The organism is Amycolatopsis sp. NBC_01480, assembly GCF_036227205.1.
GTDB lineage: Bacteria > Actinomycetota > Actinomycetes > Mycobacteriales > Pseudonocardiaceae > Amycolatopsis.
Genome location: NZ_CP109442.1, coordinates 7,682,011 through 7,700,753, shown reverse-complemented (window position 1 = coordinate 7,700,753; position 18,743 = coordinate 7,682,011). Strand labels below are relative to the sequence as shown.

Sequence of the window (18,743 nt, the reverse complement as noted above, 5' to 3'; positions counted from 1 at the left end):
TCTCGTCGGGGGGATCAGGCGGCCGCGCGCGGATACGGCACGCGCGCGACGGGCATGCGCTGGGTGAACGGCGGCCGCGTCGCCGCCAGCGTGATCGCGATCGGCGTGTCGGTCGGGGCCGGTGCGCGCAACGCCACCCGGGCGGCGGACCGGCCGTGCGGCGGCACGTGCACGGCGGAATACCCGATGGAGAGCCAGGTATCGCCCGGTCCGGTCCGGTGCTGGGCGAACGCGATCGCCGTCCACCGCCCGGCCGGCGCGCCCTCGATGACCAGCTCGCCCGAGCCCAGGCCGGCCGCCCCGCCGAAGGCGACCGGGCCGCGCTGGGGCACCGCGTCGGGGAACAAGCCGACCAGGGTGTCCGCGGGCCCCGAGCCGCGCGGCAGGTCCAGCCGCAGCGAAAGCGTGCCCGCACCGCGGTCCGGCGGGACGCCGTCTCGGCCGGCCCCCGGCAGCGTCCGCAGCGGCGGAAGCCGTTGGAACGTCGGCGAAACCGCCACCAGCAGCTCGGCGACCCGGGGGTCCCGGTACTCGGTCGGGGTCATCCCGACCGCCCGGGAGAACCGGCTCGTGAACGTGCCGACGCTGCTGTAGCCGACGCTGCACACGATGTCGGACACGTTCAGCGACGTCGTCAGCAGCAGCCGTTTCGCCTCGAACAGGCGCACGGCGGTGAGGAACCGGCCGGGGGTCACCCCGGTCGCCTCGGCGAAGATCCGCGAGAAGTGGAACCGGCTGACGAAAACCTCCGACGAGAGGTCGGCGAGCGTGATCGGCTCGAAATACCGCTGCTGGATCGAAGAAATCGCCTGCAGCACCGCGGGCCGGACCGGTTTCGCCACCCGCTCGATCGCCGGTTCGCGGGCCAGGCCGTCGAAATCGCTGTCGTTGCCGACAGCCACAAGGGAGCGCACCATGATCAGTTGAACCTCGGATTCCGCAGAGGGCAGGTGTCGTGGTGCCAGGGAAGACGCCACTCCTTGTGGGGCGATGGACGAGCGATTGAGGAATCCGGAGCGTGCCCGGGGCCGCCCGTGCGCAGGTCCGGGGCGGGCCGTGCGGAACGCATCCCCCGCCCGTGCGGAACGCACCGCGCCGGGGTGCGGCCCGCCCGCCTGCGTGAGCGGGGGTGTCCCCGCCGCACTCCCGCCTGGTCCGTTCCGGGGACCCCGGCACAGCCCCGGTGACCGGCCGCGCCGGAGGGGCGGCCGGGCGAACGGCACTCGCCTTCCCTGCGGAACGCACCCGGGCCGGGGGCGAACGCACGGCGGGTCCGGTGGGCTGCTCACTGGCCGCGGACACGGCGCTCTGTCACATTCGAGGAGAAGCCCGGAGTTCGGCTTCCACCCGATCGGCGAGGCGTGCGCTGGGGATCGTCAGGACATTCACGATGCAGGAGGCCAGGAATGCGCTCCGGACAACGAGAAGCGGAGGGCACCCCGGGCGAGGACGTGCGGTTCAGGGTCCTCGGCCCGCTGGAGGTCCGGCGCCACGGCGTCGACCGCGCACCCAGCACGCCCAAGGTGCTGCAGCTGCTCGCGGTACTGCTGATGCGTCCTGGCCGGATGGTGCACATCGACACCCTGATCCGGGAGCTGTGGTCGGACAACCCGCCGCGGACCGTCCGCGCGACCCTGCACACCTACGTCCACCACCTCCGCCGCTGCCTCGACGCGAAGCAGCCCGCCAAGGACCCGGACGAAATGCTGATCACGCGCCAGTCCGGGTACGCCCTGCAGATCGACCCCGCCTGGGTGGACGTGCACGACTTCGGGGTCCTGCAGCATGTCGGCGACGACCGGCGGGCGCGCGGGGACCACGCCGGCGCCGCCGACAGCTACCGCGCCGCGCTCGACCTGTGGTCGGGCGCGCCGCTGGCCAACCTGTACTGCGGCCCGATCCTCTCGGCCTACCGGACCGAGCTCGCCGAACTGCGGCGGAATGTGCTCCACCTGCGGATCGAGGCCGAGATCGCGGGCGGCCACCACCGGGAGCTCATCGGCGAGCTCCACGGCCTGGCCACGGACAGCCCCCTCGACGAAGCCCTGCACGGGCAGCTGATGCGCGCGCTCGGCCGGAGCGGCAGGCGCTCCGACGCGATGACGGTCTACCGGGGCCTGCGTTCCCGCCTGGCCGGCGAACTCGGCGTCGAGCCCTGCGACGAGATCCAGCTCCTGCACCGCGCGCTGATCACCGAAGGCAGCCACCACTGAGCGGACCGCGCCCACCGTGCGGGCCGCGAACCGACGTGTGCGGCGGGCGGCGGCCGCACACCTCCGGCCCGGCGGCCTGATCGACGATCCTCGCGCGCTGCAAGACATTCCGGCTGGTTCGGCTTCGAGCTGACCGCCCCGGTGCGCCGGGCCTCGCTGAGCGCCGCCGGTCACGATGCACGGAGCGGCTGAGTCCGAGGCGCCGACCCGGGCCGCCCGACAGCGCCGGGTCGCCGGGCCGGTAGGGGTCACCCCACCCCTACCGGCCCGAACCAGCCTGCGCGGACCGGGGGGTGAGCTACGCTCATGCTGCCCCACGACCATTACCGTCGGGCCCGGCCGGCTCCCGACGAGTCCGCCCGGCGGCGGTGGACCCGCCGAAGGAAGGCTTCGTGATCTCCTGGGGTTCGGCGGACGCCTCCGCAACGGAACGGAGCTCGGCTCCGGCACCACCCGGCACCCGCGCCTTCGACCGGCGCCCTCGCCTGGCGCAGCGCCTGGCCACGACCATCGTGGCGATCGTGTTCGTCGGCGGCGCCCTCAACCTCGTCGTCACGCTGCTGGAGTCCTCGATCGGGCCGGTCGCGGCGGCCTACGGGGTGGTCTGCGCTCTCGCGCTCGTCGCGATCCAGGTGCTGCACTTCGGCAGGCAGACGAGCAGGCTCGACTCGAGGGCCAGCCATTTCCTGCTGGCCGGCCAGGCGGCGCTGGCCTACGTGCCGGTCCTGACTTTCGGGGACGCCTGGATCGGCCAGATCAGTTTCTTCCTGGGCAGCGTCCTGCTGGTCCTGCGGCCGCGGATCGCCTGGCCGGTCTTCGGCGCCGGCGTCGCGAGTGTCGTCGTGATCATGTCCTTCGTGCCCGGCGCCAGTGTGCTCGACACCGTCTACAGCAGCCTGAACATCCCCTATTACGGGCTCGTGGTGTACCTGCTGAGCCGGCTGGCCCGGACCGTGGCGGACCTGTACCGCGCCCGGGACGAGCTGGCCCGCCGCGCCGTCGCCGAGCAGCGGCTGTCCTTCGCCAAGGACCTGCACGACCTGCTCGGCCTGAGCCTCTCGGCGATCGCGCTCAAGGGCGAGCTCGTCCACCGGCAGCTCCGCAAGTCCGCCGAAAGCGCCCAGGGCACCCTCGGCGAGATCAGCGAAATCGCGCAGCGCGCGCTGTCGAACGTCCGGGCCGTCGCCCACGGCTACCGCGAGCTGACGCTCGAACGGGAGTCGCGCACCGCCGAGTCCCTGCTGAACGCGTCGGACATCGCCGTCCGGATCCACCTCGACCAGGGCGACCTCCCGGTGCGGACGCGGACCACGCTGGCGAAGGTGCTGCGCGAGGGAGTCACCGACGTCCTGCGCCACAGCGACGTCGAACAGTGCGAAATCACCGTCCGCCAGGAAGACGGCCGGGTGTCCCTCGACATCGTCAACGACGGTGCCGCCCAGGAGGAGAGGCCGCCGCCCGGCGCCGGCATGGCCTCGCTCGTCGAGGAGGTGCGGGAGCTCGGCGGCGCGGTCACCGCGGGGCCCGGCCCGGACGGCCGGTTCCGGTTGCACCTGGACCTCCCGCTCGCCGCGCCCCCGGAGGCGGCGCTGGCCGAGGGGCTGCCGTCCGCGCCGCCGAGCGGGGCGCCGGGCCTCCGCTCGACGCTCAACGCCTTGTTCTGCCTGCTCGCCGCGCAGCCGGTCGTGCTGGTGATCGCGGGGACGACCGAGTTCTGGAAGCTCGCCCTCGCCGTCGGGGACCTCGCCGCGCTGCTGGTGATCCAGCTGGCCTACTTCACCCGGCCGGCCACGAAGCTGCGCTCGCCCCAGAGCTACGGCGTGCTGGCCGTCCAGGCCTGCCTCGTCTACCTGCCCGCGATCCCGCTGCAGCAGAACTGGGCCACCGCGCCCGGGCTGGTCGCCGGGTGCGCCCTGCTGGTCCTGCCCCCGGTCGCCGGCTGGGCGGTGTTCGCGCTCAACACGGCCGCCTACGTCGCCATCCAGGTCGGCCTCGGCACCCCGCCCGGGCTGGTCGTCTTCTTCAGCACCGGCGCGGTCTTGTCCAGTCTCGTGGTGTTCGGCCTGATCTGGCAGGTCCGGCTGGTCGCCGAGGTCGACTCCACCCAGCGGCGGCTGGCCGGGATGGCCGTCGCCGAGGAGCGGCTGCGGTTCGCCCGCGACCTGCACGACCTGCTCGGCATGACGCTGTCGGCGATCGCGCTCAAGAGCGAGCTCACCAGGCGCGTCCTGGCCGTCGACGAGGACCGCGCCCGGGCGGAGCTGGAGGAGGTGCTCGGGCTCACCCGCCTGGCGCTGGCGGACGTGCGCTCGGTGGCCAGCGGGAACCGCGAGCTGTCGCTGGAGAGCGAGTCCCGTTCGGCGCGCTCCGTGCTCGCGGCGGCGGACGTCCGCGTGCGGGTCGAGATGCTCGAGGAGGACCTGCCGGGGCCGGTGCGCACGGTGCTGGCGGTCGTGCTGCGCGAGGGCGTGACGAACGTGCTGCGGCACAGCAACGTGGACAGCTGCGAGATCGCGGTCGAGCGGACCAGCGGCGGGGTGGCCCTCGACATCGTCAACGACGGCGTGACCGGACGCCCGGAGGCTTCGGGACCGCCGGGGGCCAAGGTCCTGCGGCAGGATCCCTCGGGCAGCGGCATCGACAACATGGCCCACCGGGTCGCCATCCTCGGCGGCAAGCTGACCGCGGGGGTGGAGGCCGACGGCCGCTTCCGCCTGCGCGCGGAAGTCCCGGTCTGAGCTGCTCCCCCGCGCGGGCCCCGGATCCCCGGAACCGCGACCGGCCCGCGATCAGAGCCAGCCGGTCTCCTTCGCGATGCGGATCGCGTCGACCCGAGCCGCCCTCCAAACCCCGGCCAGCCCCCGATCACAGCCAGCCGATCTCCGCCTGCGCGCGGAAGTCCCGGTCTGAGCCGCTCCCCCGCGCGGGCCCCGGATCCCCGGAACCGCGACCGGCCCGCGATCAGAGCCAGCCGGTCTCCTTCGCGATGCGGATCGCGTCGACCCGGTTGCGGGCGTTGAGCTTCGTGACGGTGTTCGTGAGGTAGTTGCGGACCGTGCCCGCCGAGAGGTACAGCCGAGCCGCGACCTCGACCGTGCTGCTGCCCTCCGCGGTGAGCCGCAGCACCTCGAGCTCCCGCGCCGTCAGCGGGCACTCCTCGATGTCCCATGCGGCCAGCGCGAGCTCGCCGTCGACTATCCGGCGCCCGGCGACCACCCCGCGCACGGCGCTGGCCAGCTTGTTCGGCGGGGCGTCCTTCAGCAGGAACCCGCTCACCTTGGCCGCCAGCGCCCGGCGAAGCGTGCCGGGCCGGCCCAGGCTGGTCAGGATCAGGGTCCGGCAGCCCGGCACCTCGGTGTGCAGCTCACCGGCGGCCGTCAGGCCATCCTTTCCGGGCAGGTCGATGTCGATGACCGCGACCTCGGCGCCCAGCGCCCGCACCGCCGGGACGATTTCGTCACCGGTGGCCACTTCGCCGACGACGTCGATATCGGGTTCGAGCCGCAGCAGCGCAACCAGAGCGCCGCGAACGATGTGCATGTCCTCGGCAATCAGCACCTTGATCACGAGGTGTGCCCCCTCACATCTGCACCAGCCCCCGACCTTCAGTTAAACACCCCGGGGAGCCACGGCATTGCCCCATTCGGGGCACCTGACCGACGGCCGGCGGATAAGCGGGCCGATGTGGAGAAAAAATGCCGGATGCGGAGCCGTCCGGCTACTTTGTGTCATTTCGATGAGCCGGAAACGCAGTCCATACGACGAAGGCTGTTCCGGGCCACTGCCCGGAACAGCCTTCGACATACCGGCTCGGCGCGCCGCTCACGCCAACGGGCCGAAGCCCGGACTCAGGCCGAGTGGTGGTCCCGGGCGGGGGCCGCGCCGCAAATGCAGGAAAGCCCCCTGCCGACGTGGCGGTCGTTGCCCCACTGGTCGAAGCGGTCGATGACGAGGTCGACCGGCACCTCCGCGTCAATCAGGTCGACACCCACGCCGGCAAAGAGCACCGCGGCTTTTTCCGAAATTTTCATGCTCATTCGAATTCTCCCAGTGGCGAATCAGTTCGGTTCACTTTCCGCCATCGTCCACCGCGGCACTCATCCGGAGCCAGTGCCCAGCTCATCGGGTACTGCTGATTTCCCCATAGGCCGACCAGCGGTGCGCACTGGTGCGTTCGGTGCAGGAAATGCCCGCCTGCTTCGGTCGCCGCCGCGGTTCGGCACCGCGCTTTCCGGATGATCACCCCCCGGCCCGGCCCGGCGCTCCCGCGGGAACGGGCCGGCCCGGCGACATGCGAAACGCACTTCCGCCGGCTGCGAAAACCACGCCTGTTCGTGCTCTGAGCACTTAAGAGGTAGCCCTTGGGGCTTCTACGGTTTTCGCGACGGGATCCGCCCGTTCGGCGCAGGAAGGGGCCGACCATGGAGGAGAGCATCCGGCACGCGGTCACGCGGGCCATCGTCGCCATGCAGGAAAACCTCGGTGAGCACCTGACCATCGACGACCTGGCCCGCTCGGCGATGTTCAGCAAGTTCCACTTCACCCGCGTCTTCCAGCGGGCGACCGGCCTTTCCCCGGGCCGGTTCCTGGCCGCGCTCCGCCTGGCCGAGGCCAAGCGGCTGCTGGTAACCACGCCGATCTCCGTGGCCGACATCAGCCACCAGGTCGGCTACAACAGCGTGGGCACGTTCAGCACCCGCTTCCGGGGCAGCGTCGGGTTCTCCCCGGCGCACTACCGCAGCCTCGGCGGGCGGCCGCGGCGCGTTCCCGGGCGGCCGGCGCGGACCGGCCCCGGCACGACCGTGCGGGGACAGCTGAACTGCCCGCCCGGAGTCGAGTTCGGGCCCGCCTTCGTCGGGTTGTTCCCCACCCGGATCCTCGAAGGCCTGCCGGTCCGCTCCCTGATCCTGCCCGCACCGGGCCCCTACTCGCTGCCGAACGTCCCCACGGGACGCTGGCACGTCATCGTGCACACCTTCGGGACCGGGCCGCACGAGCAGGATCCCTGTGCCCACACCGGAATCGGCGGCCCGCTCACCGCGGGCCCCGGCATCACCGCGAGCATCGGCGACGTCCAGGTGCACCCGCGGCGCCGGCTCGACCCGCCGCGATTGCTGGCCCTGCCGGACCTCCGCGCGGTGCCGGTGCGCCGGCGGGCCGCGGTCTGAGCCGCTCCGGGCCCCGGCCGGGAGGCTAGGATCGGGACGGAAACCGCACACTGGGGGACCGGAGTGAGTACGTGATCAAGGTACTTCTGGCCGAGGACATGCACATGGTCCGCGGTGCGCTCGTCGCTTTGCTGAACCTCGAGGCGGACATCGAAGTCGTGGCGGAAGTCGCGGCGGGCGACCGGATCCTGCCCGCGGCCCGATCGGCCCGCCCCGACGTCGCGGTCATCGACATCGACCTGCCGGGCATGGACGGCCTGACCGCCGCGAAGGAGATCCACGAGCACCTCCCTTCGTGCCGCACGCTGATCCTGACCTCCCTGGGCCGGCCCGGCACCGTCCGCCGCGCGCTCGACGCCAAGGTCGGAGGGTTCCTGCTGAAGGACGCGCCGGCGGGCAAGCTCGCCGACGCCGTCCGCTCCGTTTCGGTGGGCAGGCGCTACATCGACAGCGAACTCGCGCTGGCCGCCTGGGAAACCGACGACTGCCCGCTCACCCCGCGCGAGATCGAGATCCTCTCGCTGGCCGCCGGCGGGCGCAACGTCTCCGACATCGCGGCGGAGCTGTTCCTGTCCGCGGGCACCGTGCGCAACTACCTCGCCGCCGTCGTCACGAAACTCAACGCCACCAACCGGGTGCACGCCATCCGGATCGCCTCGGACGCGGAATGGCTGTGACCGGCCCGGCCGGCTGAAGAGTCCGAAAAGGACACTCCCGGCCGGGCGCGGCGGGCTAGTCCGGGAAATCGAGCGCGCACTCGCCGACCCCGACCTCGGCGGGCCACTCCAGCTTCAGCGCGCGGTCCACCCGGTCGGCGGCGTCCACGGGCAGCGCGTGCGCGTCGAGGCCCATGGCCCTGGCGTTGAGGTACAGGGTCTGCTGCAGCGCGCCGACGTGCATCAACGTGGTCGCGTAAGCGGCGGAGCCGAGCACCCACCCCGTGCGGGCCACCCGGGCGGTCACGTTCAGCAGCGCCGACGGCCTGTGCCGGCCGCCGCCCGCGATCATCGCCATGTCGAGCATCTGCGCCACGTCCTCCTCGTCGTCGTTGACGAGCGTCAGCGCATGGTCCAGCGGGTCGTAGTGGTGGATCCCCCGGACCAGGCCGGAACAGCGGTTGACCGTCAGGTAGATCTCCAGCTCGTAGAGGCCGGCCACGCTGAAGTACGGCCGTTGCGACGCTTCGTGGCTCAGTCCCCCCGGCAGGTGCCCGGGGCCGACTGACCGGACCCGGGCGCTGCGGAACAGGAACTCCCCGATCTGCTCGCCGGTGAGGGTGCGCCCGGAGAACGCCGGGCAGTGGTGATCGGCCTCCTGCAGCGCGGCCAGCGCCGGGCCGCCCGCGGTCAGCTCCGCGACGTCGGGGCGGGCCAGCGGCACGACCGGGCCGCCGGACCCGCGCTTGACGATCGGCGGCCCGCCACTGGCCGGGTCACGACCGGTGGCGGGCGGCTCCCCGGTCCGCTGCCAGGTCCGGCTGCGCGTGTGGAACATCAGGTCGTCGTGGCACCAGGCCGCCAGTTCGGGGTCATGGTCCTCGGCGAACTCCGCCTCCGCGTCGGCCACGAGGACCACGCCGGCGGCGACCAGGTAGGCCAGGACGTCCGCGGTGATGTGTGGTGGCACGCCGGTCGCCGCCGCCACCCCGCGGGGCGTGGTGGCCGCGGCGAGCGCGGTCGCGACCCGGACCGAGGAGACGTCCGTCAGGAGCACCCGGTAGCCCGCCAGCGGCGACTCGAGCACCAGGGTGCCGTCCGCCGAGCGGAACGCCGCGAAGCGCGAAAGCTTGACGGGCCGGTCCATGCCCAGCTCCGCGACCCGGAACCGCGGGGCCTGCCGGGCCGGGACCGCCGAGACGATCGGGCCGCGGCCGTCGGTGAGCGCGAGCGAGTGCACCACCGCGCCGGTCAGCCGGTCGAGCACCTCGTCCAGTCCCGGCGGGCCGCTGCCCGCGGCGGCGGCCAGGTTCGCCATCGAGACCGGTCCCAGCGCCATCCGGTGGAGCGAGTCGCGGACGGCGCCGGGCACGTGGTGCAGGTCGTGCTCCCGCCACCACGTGACGATCACGAGTGAGTCGTCGTCGCCGGTCTCGACGGCAGTCTCCTCGGTGAGGGACCACAGCCGCACCGTCTCGGCCGAGCCGTCCGGGTTCTGCGCCTTCACCTGACTCGCTCCAGTACGGTTCGTCCCCTCAAAGGAACATCGGAAACGGGTTCAGCTGGTCGTAGGGTGTCGGTCCGGCCAACCGGCCCAGGCGCACCGGCACGGTGAACAGGCGCCCCGGGGCGAACCGCGCCCAGAACGGCCGCAGCCCCGGGACCACCACCTTGACCACCGGCAGCCCGATGTCCGGCCGGGTCTGGTCCAGCACGAGCATCTCCAGTCCCTGAGCGCCCAGCATCTTCCGCAGTGCGGTGATGTCGTCGCGGATGTCGGCGCGGTGGACGTACCCGAAGTCGGCGGCCACACTGGCGCGCACGCCCGGCCGCGGCCGCAGGTACGGCTGATTGGCGACGGTCGCGTGCTCCAGCCAGCGGCGGGCATCCGGGTCGTCGAGCTCGTGGCCGCATTCGAGCACCATCGGCAGCAGCTGGTTCAGCTCCGTGGCCGCGCGCCGCGCGGCGATCCGCGGATCGAAGTGGGCGCCGAAACCGAACACGATGTGCTCGGGCGGACCGTCGACGCGGCGCGAAAGCGCGGCCATCACGGGAATGCCGAAGTCCGAGGTCAGGTCGAGCAGCCACAGCTCGCGGCCGATGCTCGCGTACTGGCCGAGCAGCTCCACGAGCCACGGGTCCTCGAGCGACAGCACGTCCACCCCCGGCAGCGGCGTGCGGTTGTACCACCACAGCGCCACCGCGTCGCGCTCGATCAGCTCCAGTGTCGCCTGCAGGATCGCGTCCTCCCTGCTGCTGCCCGCGGCGTTGCCGTTGGAGTCCGCGCACACGACCGGTCCGCCCTCCGCCGGCGCGCCGAAGTACAGCAGCCCGGTCGGCAGGTGGCGCTTCTCCCCGCTCAACGTCCACAGTGGAGTCCAGTCGAGCTCGGCCAGCACGTCGAACGGATCGCAGACTTGCTGGAAGGCGGCGTGCCGGCGGTTCCAGCCGGCCCGCTCGGCATACTGGCGATCGGCGAAGAGCATGCACTCGTTGGGGTGCACGGCCTCCGCGCCGAGCTCGGCGTACGACGCGCGGACCCGGCGTTCGTCGCCCTGGTAGTTGCCGGAGAAGCGCTCGACCCCTTCGCACAGCGCGCCGACCTCCGCGTCGAGCGGTGTCGTGCCCTTCCCGCCGTTCTCGTAGCGCATGCCCGCCTTGAACGCCTCCATCCCGGTGATCCCGTGGGCGACGTTGAAGCCGGAGCGGAACGCGTTGACGAACGGGGGCGCCGCCGGATCGGGCTCGATCGCCTTGATGATGCCGGTGACGGGGCTGACCAGGTGGCGGTGGCCCGCGAGCACCTCGGCCGGGGTCGCGGTGCGGTGCCCGCCGCCGCCGGAAGCAGCCTTCGGGGCCGGGGAGAGCACGACCGGCCGGTCGGCCAGCGCGGCCACCAGCCCGCTGTCGCCACACGCCGCGCATTGCGGGCGGCGGCGCAACTCGTGCAACCTGCCGTGCAGGTCCAGGGTGTCGAGGGTCCACACGGACTGCTGGCCGCGGTACCGGTACCCGGCCAGCCACTTGCACACCTCGAGGCTGATCAGGTGCGCGGCGGCCGAGGTCAGCGGCGGCAGCGCGGACACCGGACGCCGGGCCGGGCCCGAGTGGCCGAGCAGCTCCTGCACGCACGCCTCCGCGTGCCGGTGACCCCACAGCCGGTGCGCCAGGCAATGCCAGCAGGCACCGTCCGGCCGGAACACCGGGCCGATCCACACCTGCGCGCCGAACGGCCGGGCGAGCAGCCACGGCCGCCGGTCGCGGCGGTGCTCGGCGTCGATCTCGGCCAGCCGTGGGTCGAGGTAGTCGGCGCACAGGACGACGGAAAGGTCCGCGGCCGCGCCGGCCAGCCCCAGCCGGGCGTCCGCGAGCGCCCGCTCGACGGGTTCCGCGTCGACCTCGTCCCCCACCACCAGCAGCCGCACGGCCGCGGTCCGGCCCCGTTCGGCCACCGCCTCGCCGTCGATGCCGCAGGCGTCCCAGTAGGCCAGCGCCTGCTCGTCCACCTCGCGCTCCCCCTGTTCCCGGATCGCCACGAGACCGGCGTCGACCAGCTGCGCGAGCACCGCCGCGAGCTGCCCGGGCGGCATCCCTCCCGGCCGCTCGCGCACCAGGTCCGCCAGCTCGCGCGAGCCGTCGAGCACCGCCGCCAGCGACTCGACGTGCGAGCCGCGCAGGGCGATGACCCCTCGTTCGGAGAACAGGTACGCGCCCCGGCCCGCCTTCACCTCGGCACGCAGGTGGCGCCGGAAGCCCAGCGCGCGCCCCGGCGGTCCGGGAGTCATGCGCGCACCGCCCGGTGCCCGCCGGGGACTTCCGCCTCAGTCTTGCGCATGCGCTCTCCTGCCCTCGGAAACCGGACGAGCCTTCGATCCTGCTCCCCGCGGAATCACAGGTGCCAGTGCCGCGCACACGCACGAACCATGCGAATTTCACGGTCGTGGCGCGAAAGGGGCCGACCGGGCGCGCCGGAGAGCGCAGGCGCGTCGCCGGTCTCGTCCGACCGCCGCCCGCCACCGCGCGAGCCGCCGGGGCGGGCAGCGTCCGAGGTGGCGGAGCGATCCCGTCAGAGCTGATCCGCCGCCAGCCGCGTGCCCTCGACCCGCGCCGCGATCTTGGCGAACGCGAGGTCTCGCGAGGTGGACGTGTCGTCGGCGAACGGCGAGTATCCACAGTCGTCGCAGGTGCCGAGCCGGTCGGCGGGCAGGTGCTTCGCCGCGGTCAGGACCCGGTCGCGCACCTCCTCGGGCGTCTCCACGCGCGGGTCGATCGGGTCGATGACGCCGACGAAGACCCGCTGGTCCGCCTTCAGGTGCGCGGCGATGATCCGCAGCACCCGCTCCGGCTCGGGTTCGCTGGCGAGCTGGACGAAGAACTTCCCCGCGGTGAGCTCGAACAGTGCCGGCAGCAGGTCCGCGTAGTCGACGTCGGCGCTGTGCACCGAGTCCTGGTCGCCCCCCGGGCACGTGTGCACGCCGATCTTCGCGCGGTCCTCGGCGGTGAACCGGTCGAGGACGGCGTTGTTGAGGTCGACGAACTGCCGCAGCAGCCCGCCGGAGGGGTCGAGCTTGAGCGAGAGCCGCCCCTCGGTGAAGTCGATCTGGACGCTGTCCGCCCCGGCGTCGAGGCTGCGGCGGATGTCGGCCTCCGCCCCGTCCACCAGGTCGGCGAGGAACTGCTCCCGCGGATACCCGTCGATGCCGCCGGCCGGGTAGATCAGCGACAGCGCGGACGCGGCGATCACGGCCTGCTTGACCGGCCGGTCCGTGAGCGCCTTCGCCCGCGTCAGGTAGGAGTCCGCGTGCGTGGCGTACCGGAACGGGCCCGCGGTCAGCCGCGGCAGCTGCCGGGTGTGCCCGTCGGCGAACGGGATGACGGCGCCGTCGGGTGCCAGCGCGCTCAGCCCGGCCAGCGGGTAGGTCGCGAAGCTCGGCTTGCCCTGCTCGCCGTCGGAGAGAATCGGCGAACCGGTCTCTTCGAACCGGCTGAGCGTGTCGGCCAGCGCCCGGCTCTCCAGCTCGGCGAGCGCGGCGCCGTCGATCCGGCCCGCGTCGAACGCACCGAGGCCGTCGAGGAGGTAGGCCGGGCGCGGAATGCTGCCGATCGGCTCGGTGGGCAGGGTCATCAGTCCTCCGATTGCGGGCAGGGTGCCGACGTCAACCAGCACAACAAGGAAAAGGGATATTTCCCCGCAGAGTAGAGCGAAAAGCGACCGGAGACACGCCTCTCACGAAAAGACCGCACGATGAAATAACCATCGCCGAAGCCGCCTTCTCCCAACGTGCCGGTGCGAAGACGGGGTATTGCCCTGGCGAGGCCGGTGCCGGTATCTGTGTCCTGTACCAGCCATCACCGGCGGGGCAGCCGGGCACCGAAGGCGGAAACACATGGCGATGAACCCGGCCACGCCCCCGGACCTCGGACGCGTGGCGATCACCGTGGGCAGCGCACTGACCGTGCTCTGCGCGGCGATCGGATTCATCCGGCCATTCACGATGACCGGCATGGCCATGCCGGGAATGACCGCCATGAACGGGCGGACGCTGCACGGCATGCCGCTTTCGGACATGCCGGAAATGTTCCTCGCGGGCGCGGGACTTCTGATCACGCTGGCGGGCGCGCTGGTTTCGCGCAGCCGGATCACGCCCGCTCGCGAGCGGGCGTCCGAACTCGCCCATCGGCCACGCGGCCGGTGGGTGATCGCGGCCGTCGCGACCGCCGCGCTCACCATCGACATCAGCAAGACCTCGACGCTGGGCTTCGTCATTCCCGGGATGCGCGCCGAGTACGGCCTCACCGCGTCGACGGCGTCCCTGCTCGCCGTGGCGGGCCTCAGCGGAACGGCGGCCGGCGCGCTGGTGTTCTCCAGGATGGCCGACCACCTCGGCCGCCGGGCCTCCTACCTGGTCGCCACCCTGGGGTTCACCGCGACCAGCATGTGCGGCACCATGCCGGGCTTCGGCGGCAACGTGACGATGTGCTTCCTGATGGGCATCACGGTCGGCGGCCTGGCACCGCTGCTGATCACGATCCTCGCCGACCTGTTCCCCGGCCGGGCGCGCGGGCCGATGGTGACCGGCCTGTCCGTGGTCGCGACCGCGATCGGCTACCTCGTCGCGTCCGGTTCGGCGCTGTGGCTGGAGCCGGTCTTCGGCTGGCGGGTGCTCTGGCTCATCGGTGCCCCGACCGGCCTGGCACTGGCCGCGGCGACCTTTCTGGTCCCCGAACGCTTTTCCGGAACCGAAGCCATACCCGAGCCCGCGGCCGATCCGGTGGCGGACAGGCAGCACCGGGAGTCGCGGACGACACTCACCGCGGGGGTGCAACGGGTGCAGGCGATCGTGATCGGCCTGCTGACCTTCGGGCTGACCACCTGGGTGCCGACCCTGTCCCGCGCCGGCGGGCTTTCCCTGACCACGGCCAACACCATGCTGACCGCCGTCGCGATGGCCATGGTCCCGTGCGCGGTCCTGATGATGGTGCTCTACCGCCGGACCGGGCCGGTCCGGCTCTCGGCGGGCCTGGCCGTCTGCGCGGGCGTGCTGCTGCTGGCGCTGGCGGCGTCCGGCCTGGCCGGCAGCGTGGTCTGGCTGACCGCGGCCGCGCTCACCGCGACCCTGTTCACCGTCAACACCATGGCGGCGACCTTCCTGCCCATCGCCGCCGATCTCACCGAAACCCCGCACCGGGGCCGGTTCACCGGAACGGTGTCCTTCTTCAACCGCCTGGGCGGCCTCACCGGGCCGCTCCTGATCTCCCTGATCGTGTCCTCGGTGACCGACGTGCTGGTCGCCGTCGCCGTTCTCGCCTTACTCTGCGGCACGCTGGCCTTGTACACCGGCCGCCGCCACCACCGGCTGGCAACCGCACCGGCACGCTCGGCCGAGCCGGCTGATCATCTGCGGGGCTAACTGCCGTGTTCTCCGGTGAGCGCCCGATAAACCGGCCGAAGCAGCTCGGCCACGTCCTCGCCGCCCACGGTGATCGCGAACGGCGGGGCCTGGTCCAGTAGCGCGTCGAAAGGCGTTCGGGGCGCGTGCAACAGTGCCGCGCCGTCCAAGCCCGGGGCCGGGCCGGAGGCGAAGAAGGCGTCCATGACGTCGGTCAGGGGCGGAGAGCTGTCGTCAGGATCAAGCGGTTCGGCCGAGATGAGCCGGTTTTTCAGTTCCTCCAGCAGCATTTCGCGGTTCCGGCCGCGCAGCGCGAGAATGGTGAACGGATCGTCGGCGACTCGCGCGACCAGTGCGGAGAACACGGCGTTCAAGTGGCCGCACGGCACCTCGGCGGCCGGGCAGGTGCAGTCCAGCGATACTTCCCGCGCCGAGGACGGGAACAAGGGCAGCCGGACCGCTTTGAAGATCTGTTCGACGTCACGAGGCAGGTCACCGCTGAGCAGCAGCACCGTGGCCGACGCTTTTGCCGCCAGGGCATGGGTGATCGCCGCCCAGTCCGTTTTCCCGAACGCCGTCAGGCCGATTCGGACCTGGTGTGAGCGCTCGTCCTGGACCTCGGCGTCGACCCGCCCGGCGCCGACCTCCAACGACACCACGCGCCCCTGGCCGGGCGCGGGCAGGAGGATGCCGATCGCCGTCAGCGCGCGGATGAAGCGGACCGGCCACCACGGCAGTGGCTCAGTCATCGATCGCCTCCTCCCCCAGCGCGAGCACCCCGCGCAACGAGTCCGTCGACAGTTCGGTCAGCCAGCTTTCGCCCTCGCCGACAACCCGTCCGGCCAGCGCGCGTTTCCTGGTGATCACCGCGTCGATGCGCTCTTCGATGGTGCCCGGGCAGACGAACTTCCGGACCTGCACGTTCCTTCCCTGCCCGATCCGGAACGCCCGGTCGGTGGCCTGGTTCTCCACCGCCGGGTTCCACCAGCGGTCCAGGTGCAGCACCTGGCTGGCGGCGGTCAGCGTGAGCCCGGAGCCGCCGGCTTTGAGCGACAGCAAGAGGATCCGCGGCCCGTCGCCGGCCTGGAAGCGTTCCACGATCGCGTCCCGCGCGCCTTTTGCCAGGCCCCCGTGCAAAAACGCGACCTCGGTGCCGAGCCGGTCCGAAAGGTGCGGCACCAGCATGTGGCCGAATTCGGTGTACTGCGTGAAACACAGCACCCGATCGCCCGACGCCAGGATTTCCGCCAGGATCTCTTCGAGGCGGATCACCTTGCCGGAGCGGTGGCCGATCGGGGAGCCGTCGTGCAGCAGGTGCGCGGGGTGGTTGCAGACCTGCTTGAGCTTCGTGATCGCGGCGAGGATGTTGCCGCGGCGCTTGATGCCCTGGCTGTTCTCGATCTTCTTCATCATCTCGTCGACGATCGCGCTGTACAGCGTGCCCTGCTCGCGGGTCAGCCGGTATTCCTGCCGGATTTCCAGCTTTTCCGGCAGCTCCGGCACGATCGCGGGATCCGTCTTCACCCGGCGCAGCAGGTACGGCTGCGTGAGCCGGCGCAGGTCGGCCGCCGTCGCGGTGTCGTCCCGCCGCTCGATCGGGACCGCGAACCGCTGCCGGAACTCGAACCGGCTGCCGAGCAGCCCGGGGTTGAGCAGGTCCAGCACCGACCACAGGTCCGCCAGCCGGTTTTCCACCGGGGTGCCGGTGAGCGCGAGCCGGTGCCCGGAGGAGAAGCGCCGCACCGCCTTGGCCGTTGCTGTGTCAGCGTTCTTGATCGCGTGCGCTTCGTCGAGCACCAGGCGCTGCCACTCGAACGTCGCGAGTTCGTCGGCGTCACGGGCGGCGGTGGCGTAGGTCGTGACGACGAGGTCGGCCGCGGCGATCTGCTCGGCGAGCGCGTCCCCGTGCGCGCGGGCGCTGCCGTGGTGGGCGTGGACCCGGAGGGCCGGGGCGAAGTTCGCCGCCTCCCGTTGCCACATGCCGACCAGCGACATCGGGCACAGCACCAGCGTCGGCCTGCGCTCGTGGTCCGCCCGTTCGACGGCTTCGAGCGCCAACGCCTGGACGGTTTTGCCGAGGCCCATGTCGTCGGCCAGGCACGCGCCGAGCCCCAGCGCCGACATGAAAGCCAGCCAGGCGACCCCGCGCTCCTGGTACGGGCGCAGCGTGGCCCGGAACGTCGGCGGCACCTCGACCGGTTGCAGCGTCTGGTGGACGCGCCCGGCCAGGACGTCCCCGACCCAGCCGTCGGCGCTGACGTCGGTGACCGGGAGCGGCGCCTCCCCCGCGAGGTGGACGAGCTCCAGCAGCTCGCCCGCGGTGGGGCGCCGGTGCCGGTTGCGGCGCAGGAACTCGAGGCCGGCGAGCAGGCGCTCGGCGTCCACGCTGATCCACCGGCCGCGCAGCCGCACCAGCCGGGTCTTCGCCGCGACGAGCCTGGCCAGCTCGTCCTCGCCGATTTCCGTGTCGCCCACCGCGATCGTCCAGCGGAACCCGGCCAGCTCGTCGCGGCCGACCCGGCTGCGCGCGACGACCTGCTCCGACGGCGTGCTGTGGACCGAAAGCCGCAGCCCGAGCCGGCGCCGGCCGTCCCAGGTGGCCGGCAGCTGCGCCTCGAACCCGGCCTCGATCAGCCGGGTCGCGCCCGAAGTCAGGAACTGCTCGGTTTCCTCGACGGACAGGTCGTACTCGGACGGCTGGGTACGGCGCAGCGCCGGCGCCAGCATCGGCTCCACCAGCGCGGCCCGGCCCAGTTCGGCGACGAGCAGCCCCCGCGGATCCCGGAGCAGCCCGTTCGCCTCGCCCGACCAGATCTGCTCCGCCGACAGCAGCAGGCTCGGATCGGCGGTGGCGCGCAGGAGGAACTGCAGCTGCCACTGGGAGCCGTCGCCGGTCTGGTCGTCGGGATCGTCCGCGTCCGGTGGGCGCAGGGTGCGGACTTCGGCCAGCCGGAAACACGCCCGCCCATCGACGATGTCGGTGTCGGCGACCTCGTCCCACTTCGCGACGGCGTCGGCCACCACACCCAGCTCCCCCAGCGGCAGCTCGACGCCGGGAATGCCGCCCTGCAACGCGGCCAGCCACACTCCGGCCGCGCCCCGGCCCCCGCGCAGGTCGACGGGAGGATCCGCCCGCGCCAGCCGGTCCCGGACCGCCGCGTCGACCATGGTGTGCAGGGCATCGGTGACGAGCGCACGCGGCGAGGCCCCGGTCAGCGGCGCGATCTGCTCGGCCCGCCCGACCGGCGGCATGGCCGCGACCAGCGCGTCGAACGCGACGAAGTCCACACCCTGCAACACCGGACGCCATCGTGCCTCCGCCGCGTCGCCGCGGCGGACCAGCGTCGGCAGGACCCGCCCGCGCCGCACCAGATCCGCGGCCAGCCGGCCCACGGCCCGCAGGTAGGTGACCGAGGCGCCGTACGAGGCCGAATCGTCGAGATCGTCCAGCTCGGTCGCGTCCACGATCAACGCCGGCACCGACCACGGCCGCAACGACGGCGCCGGGCCACGCCGCTTGCCTGTCTGCTCGGAGGAGGCGAGCGGCCGGCTTGCCCGAGAAGGCAGCAGCAACGTCACCGACGTGGGCTTGCCGGGATGCAATTCGGTCAGCTTCGCGCTGGAGACCGCGAACGGATGCGGCAGCGCGATCTGCGCCGATCGGCTCGACGTGCCGGCCGGGGCCTTCTGCTCCGCCCAGAGCAGCAGGCCGCGGCCCGGAGACCACACCGCGTGCACCAAGGGCAAGGTCTGGCCTCCTTCGTCCGATCGGGCCAGGTGGAGCCTACTGACGGCGCCGGGCCGCACTGGCCGGCG

General features: G+C 72.5%; 13 protein-coding genes. 5 read left to right on the top strand and 8 right to left on the bottom strand.

Going from position 1 to position 18,743, the window contains the following annotated elements:
• Positions 1–14: 14 nt before the first annotated feature.
• On the bottom strand, positions 15–917 hold the full coding sequence (locus OG371_RS36320) for an AraC family transcriptional regulator (RefSeq protein ID WP_329060286.1): 903 nt from the start codon (positions 915–917) through the stop codon (positions 15–17).
• 489 nt (positions 918–1,406) lie between these two features.
• Here OG371_RS36320 and OG371_RS36315 point away from each other — a divergent pair, with 489 nt between their 5' ends.
• Both OG371_RS36315 and OG371_RS36310 read left to right on the top strand, forming a co-directional pair.
• Positions 1,407–2,213 carry an AfsR/SARP family transcriptional regulator gene (locus OG371_RS36315; protein ID WP_329060284.1) on the top strand — a complete coding sequence of 269 codons (807 nt, stop codon included), beginning with the start codon at positions 1,407–1,409 and terminating at the stop codon, positions 2,211–2,213.
• Positions 2,214–2,605: 392 nt separating this feature from the next.
• Positions 2,606–4,951, top strand: a complete 2,346-nt coding sequence (locus OG371_RS36310; RefSeq protein ID WP_329060282.1) for a sensor histidine kinase — start codon at positions 2,606–2,608, stop codon at positions 4,949–4,951.
• A 223-nt stretch (positions 4,952–5,174) separates the two neighbouring features.
• On the opposite strand, the gene OG371_RS36305 is transcribed toward OG371_RS36310, so the two are convergent.
• Both OG371_RS36305 and OG371_RS36300 read right to left on the bottom strand, forming a co-directional pair.
• Positions 5,175–5,780, bottom strand: coding sequence for a response regulator transcription factor (locus tag OG371_RS36305; RefSeq protein WP_329060280.1), 606 nt, complete (start codon positions 5,778–5,780; stop codon positions 5,175–5,177).
• A gap of 281 nt (positions 5,781–6,061) precedes the next feature.
• Complete coding sequence (locus tag OG371_RS36300; RefSeq protein WP_329060278.1) at positions 6,062–6,250, bottom strand: hypothetical protein; 189 nt, start codon at positions 6,248–6,250, stop codon at positions 6,062–6,064.
• 384 nt (positions 6,251–6,634) lie between these two features.
• On the opposite strand from OG371_RS36300, the gene OG371_RS36295 reads away from it, so the two are divergent.
• Both OG371_RS36295 and OG371_RS36290 read left to right on the top strand, forming a co-directional pair.
• Entirely contained in the window at positions 6,635–7,381 is a 747-nt protein-coding gene (locus tag OG371_RS36295) for an AraC family transcriptional regulator (protein ID WP_329060276.1), read from the top strand.
• A 71-nt stretch (positions 7,382–7,452) separates the two neighbouring features.
• Positions 7,453–8,058, top strand: a complete 606-nt coding sequence (locus OG371_RS36290) for a response regulator transcription factor (RefSeq protein ID WP_329060274.1) — start codon at positions 7,453–7,455, stop codon at positions 8,056–8,058.
• A 55-nt stretch (positions 8,059–8,113) separates the two neighbouring features.
• Here the strand turns inward: OG371_RS36290 and OG371_RS36285 are convergent, their stop codons facing one another.
• The 3 genes from OG371_RS36285 to OG371_RS36275 all read right to left on the bottom strand — a co-directional run bounded on the left by OG371_RS36285 (position 8,114) and on the right by OG371_RS36275 (position 13,162).
• Positions 8,114–9,544, bottom strand: a complete 1,431-nt coding sequence (locus OG371_RS36285; protein WP_329060272.1) for a SagB family peptide dehydrogenase — start codon at positions 9,542–9,544, stop codon at positions 8,114–8,116.
• Between the two features lie 28 nt (positions 9,545–9,572).
• Positions 9,573–11,822 (bottom strand): TOMM precursor leader peptide-binding protein, encoded by a 2,250-nt coding sequence (locus tag OG371_RS36280; RefSeq protein ID WP_329060270.1) that lies wholly within the window; start codon positions 11,820–11,822, stop codon positions 9,573–9,575.
• A gap of 281 nt (positions 11,823–12,103) precedes the next feature.
• A complete protein-coding gene (locus tag OG371_RS36275) occupies positions 12,104–13,162 on the bottom strand; it encodes a cobalamin-independent methionine synthase II family protein (RefSeq protein ID WP_329060268.1) in 1,059 nt (352 codons plus the stop codon).
• Positions 13,163–13,424: 262 nt separating this feature from the next.
• On the opposite strand from OG371_RS36275, the gene OG371_RS36270 reads away from it, so the two are divergent.
• The gene (locus OG371_RS36270) at positions 13,425–14,948 is read left to right on the top strand and encodes an MFS transporter (RefSeq protein ID WP_329060266.1); all 1,524 of its coding nucleotides are present in this window, start codon (positions 13,425–13,427) and stop codon (positions 14,946–14,948) included.
• On the opposite strand, the gene OG371_RS36265 is transcribed toward OG371_RS36270, so the two are convergent.
• Together OG371_RS36265 and OG371_RS36260 are read right to left on the bottom strand one after the other, a co-directional pair.
• Positions 14,945–15,676 carry an SWIM zinc finger family protein gene (locus tag OG371_RS36265; RefSeq protein ID WP_329060264.1) on the bottom strand — a complete coding sequence of 244 codons (732 nt, stop codon included), beginning with the start codon at positions 15,674–15,676 and terminating at the stop codon, positions 14,945–14,947. The genes OG371_RS36270 and OG371_RS36265 overlap by 4 nt on opposite strands.
• Positions 15,669–18,674, bottom strand: a complete 3,006-nt coding sequence (locus OG371_RS36260; protein ID WP_329060262.1) for a DEAD/DEAH box helicase — start codon at positions 18,672–18,674, stop codon at positions 15,669–15,671. The genes OG371_RS36265 and OG371_RS36260 overlap by 8 nt, the downstream gene beginning before the upstream one ends.
• Positions 18,675–18,743 lie beyond the last annotated feature (69 nt).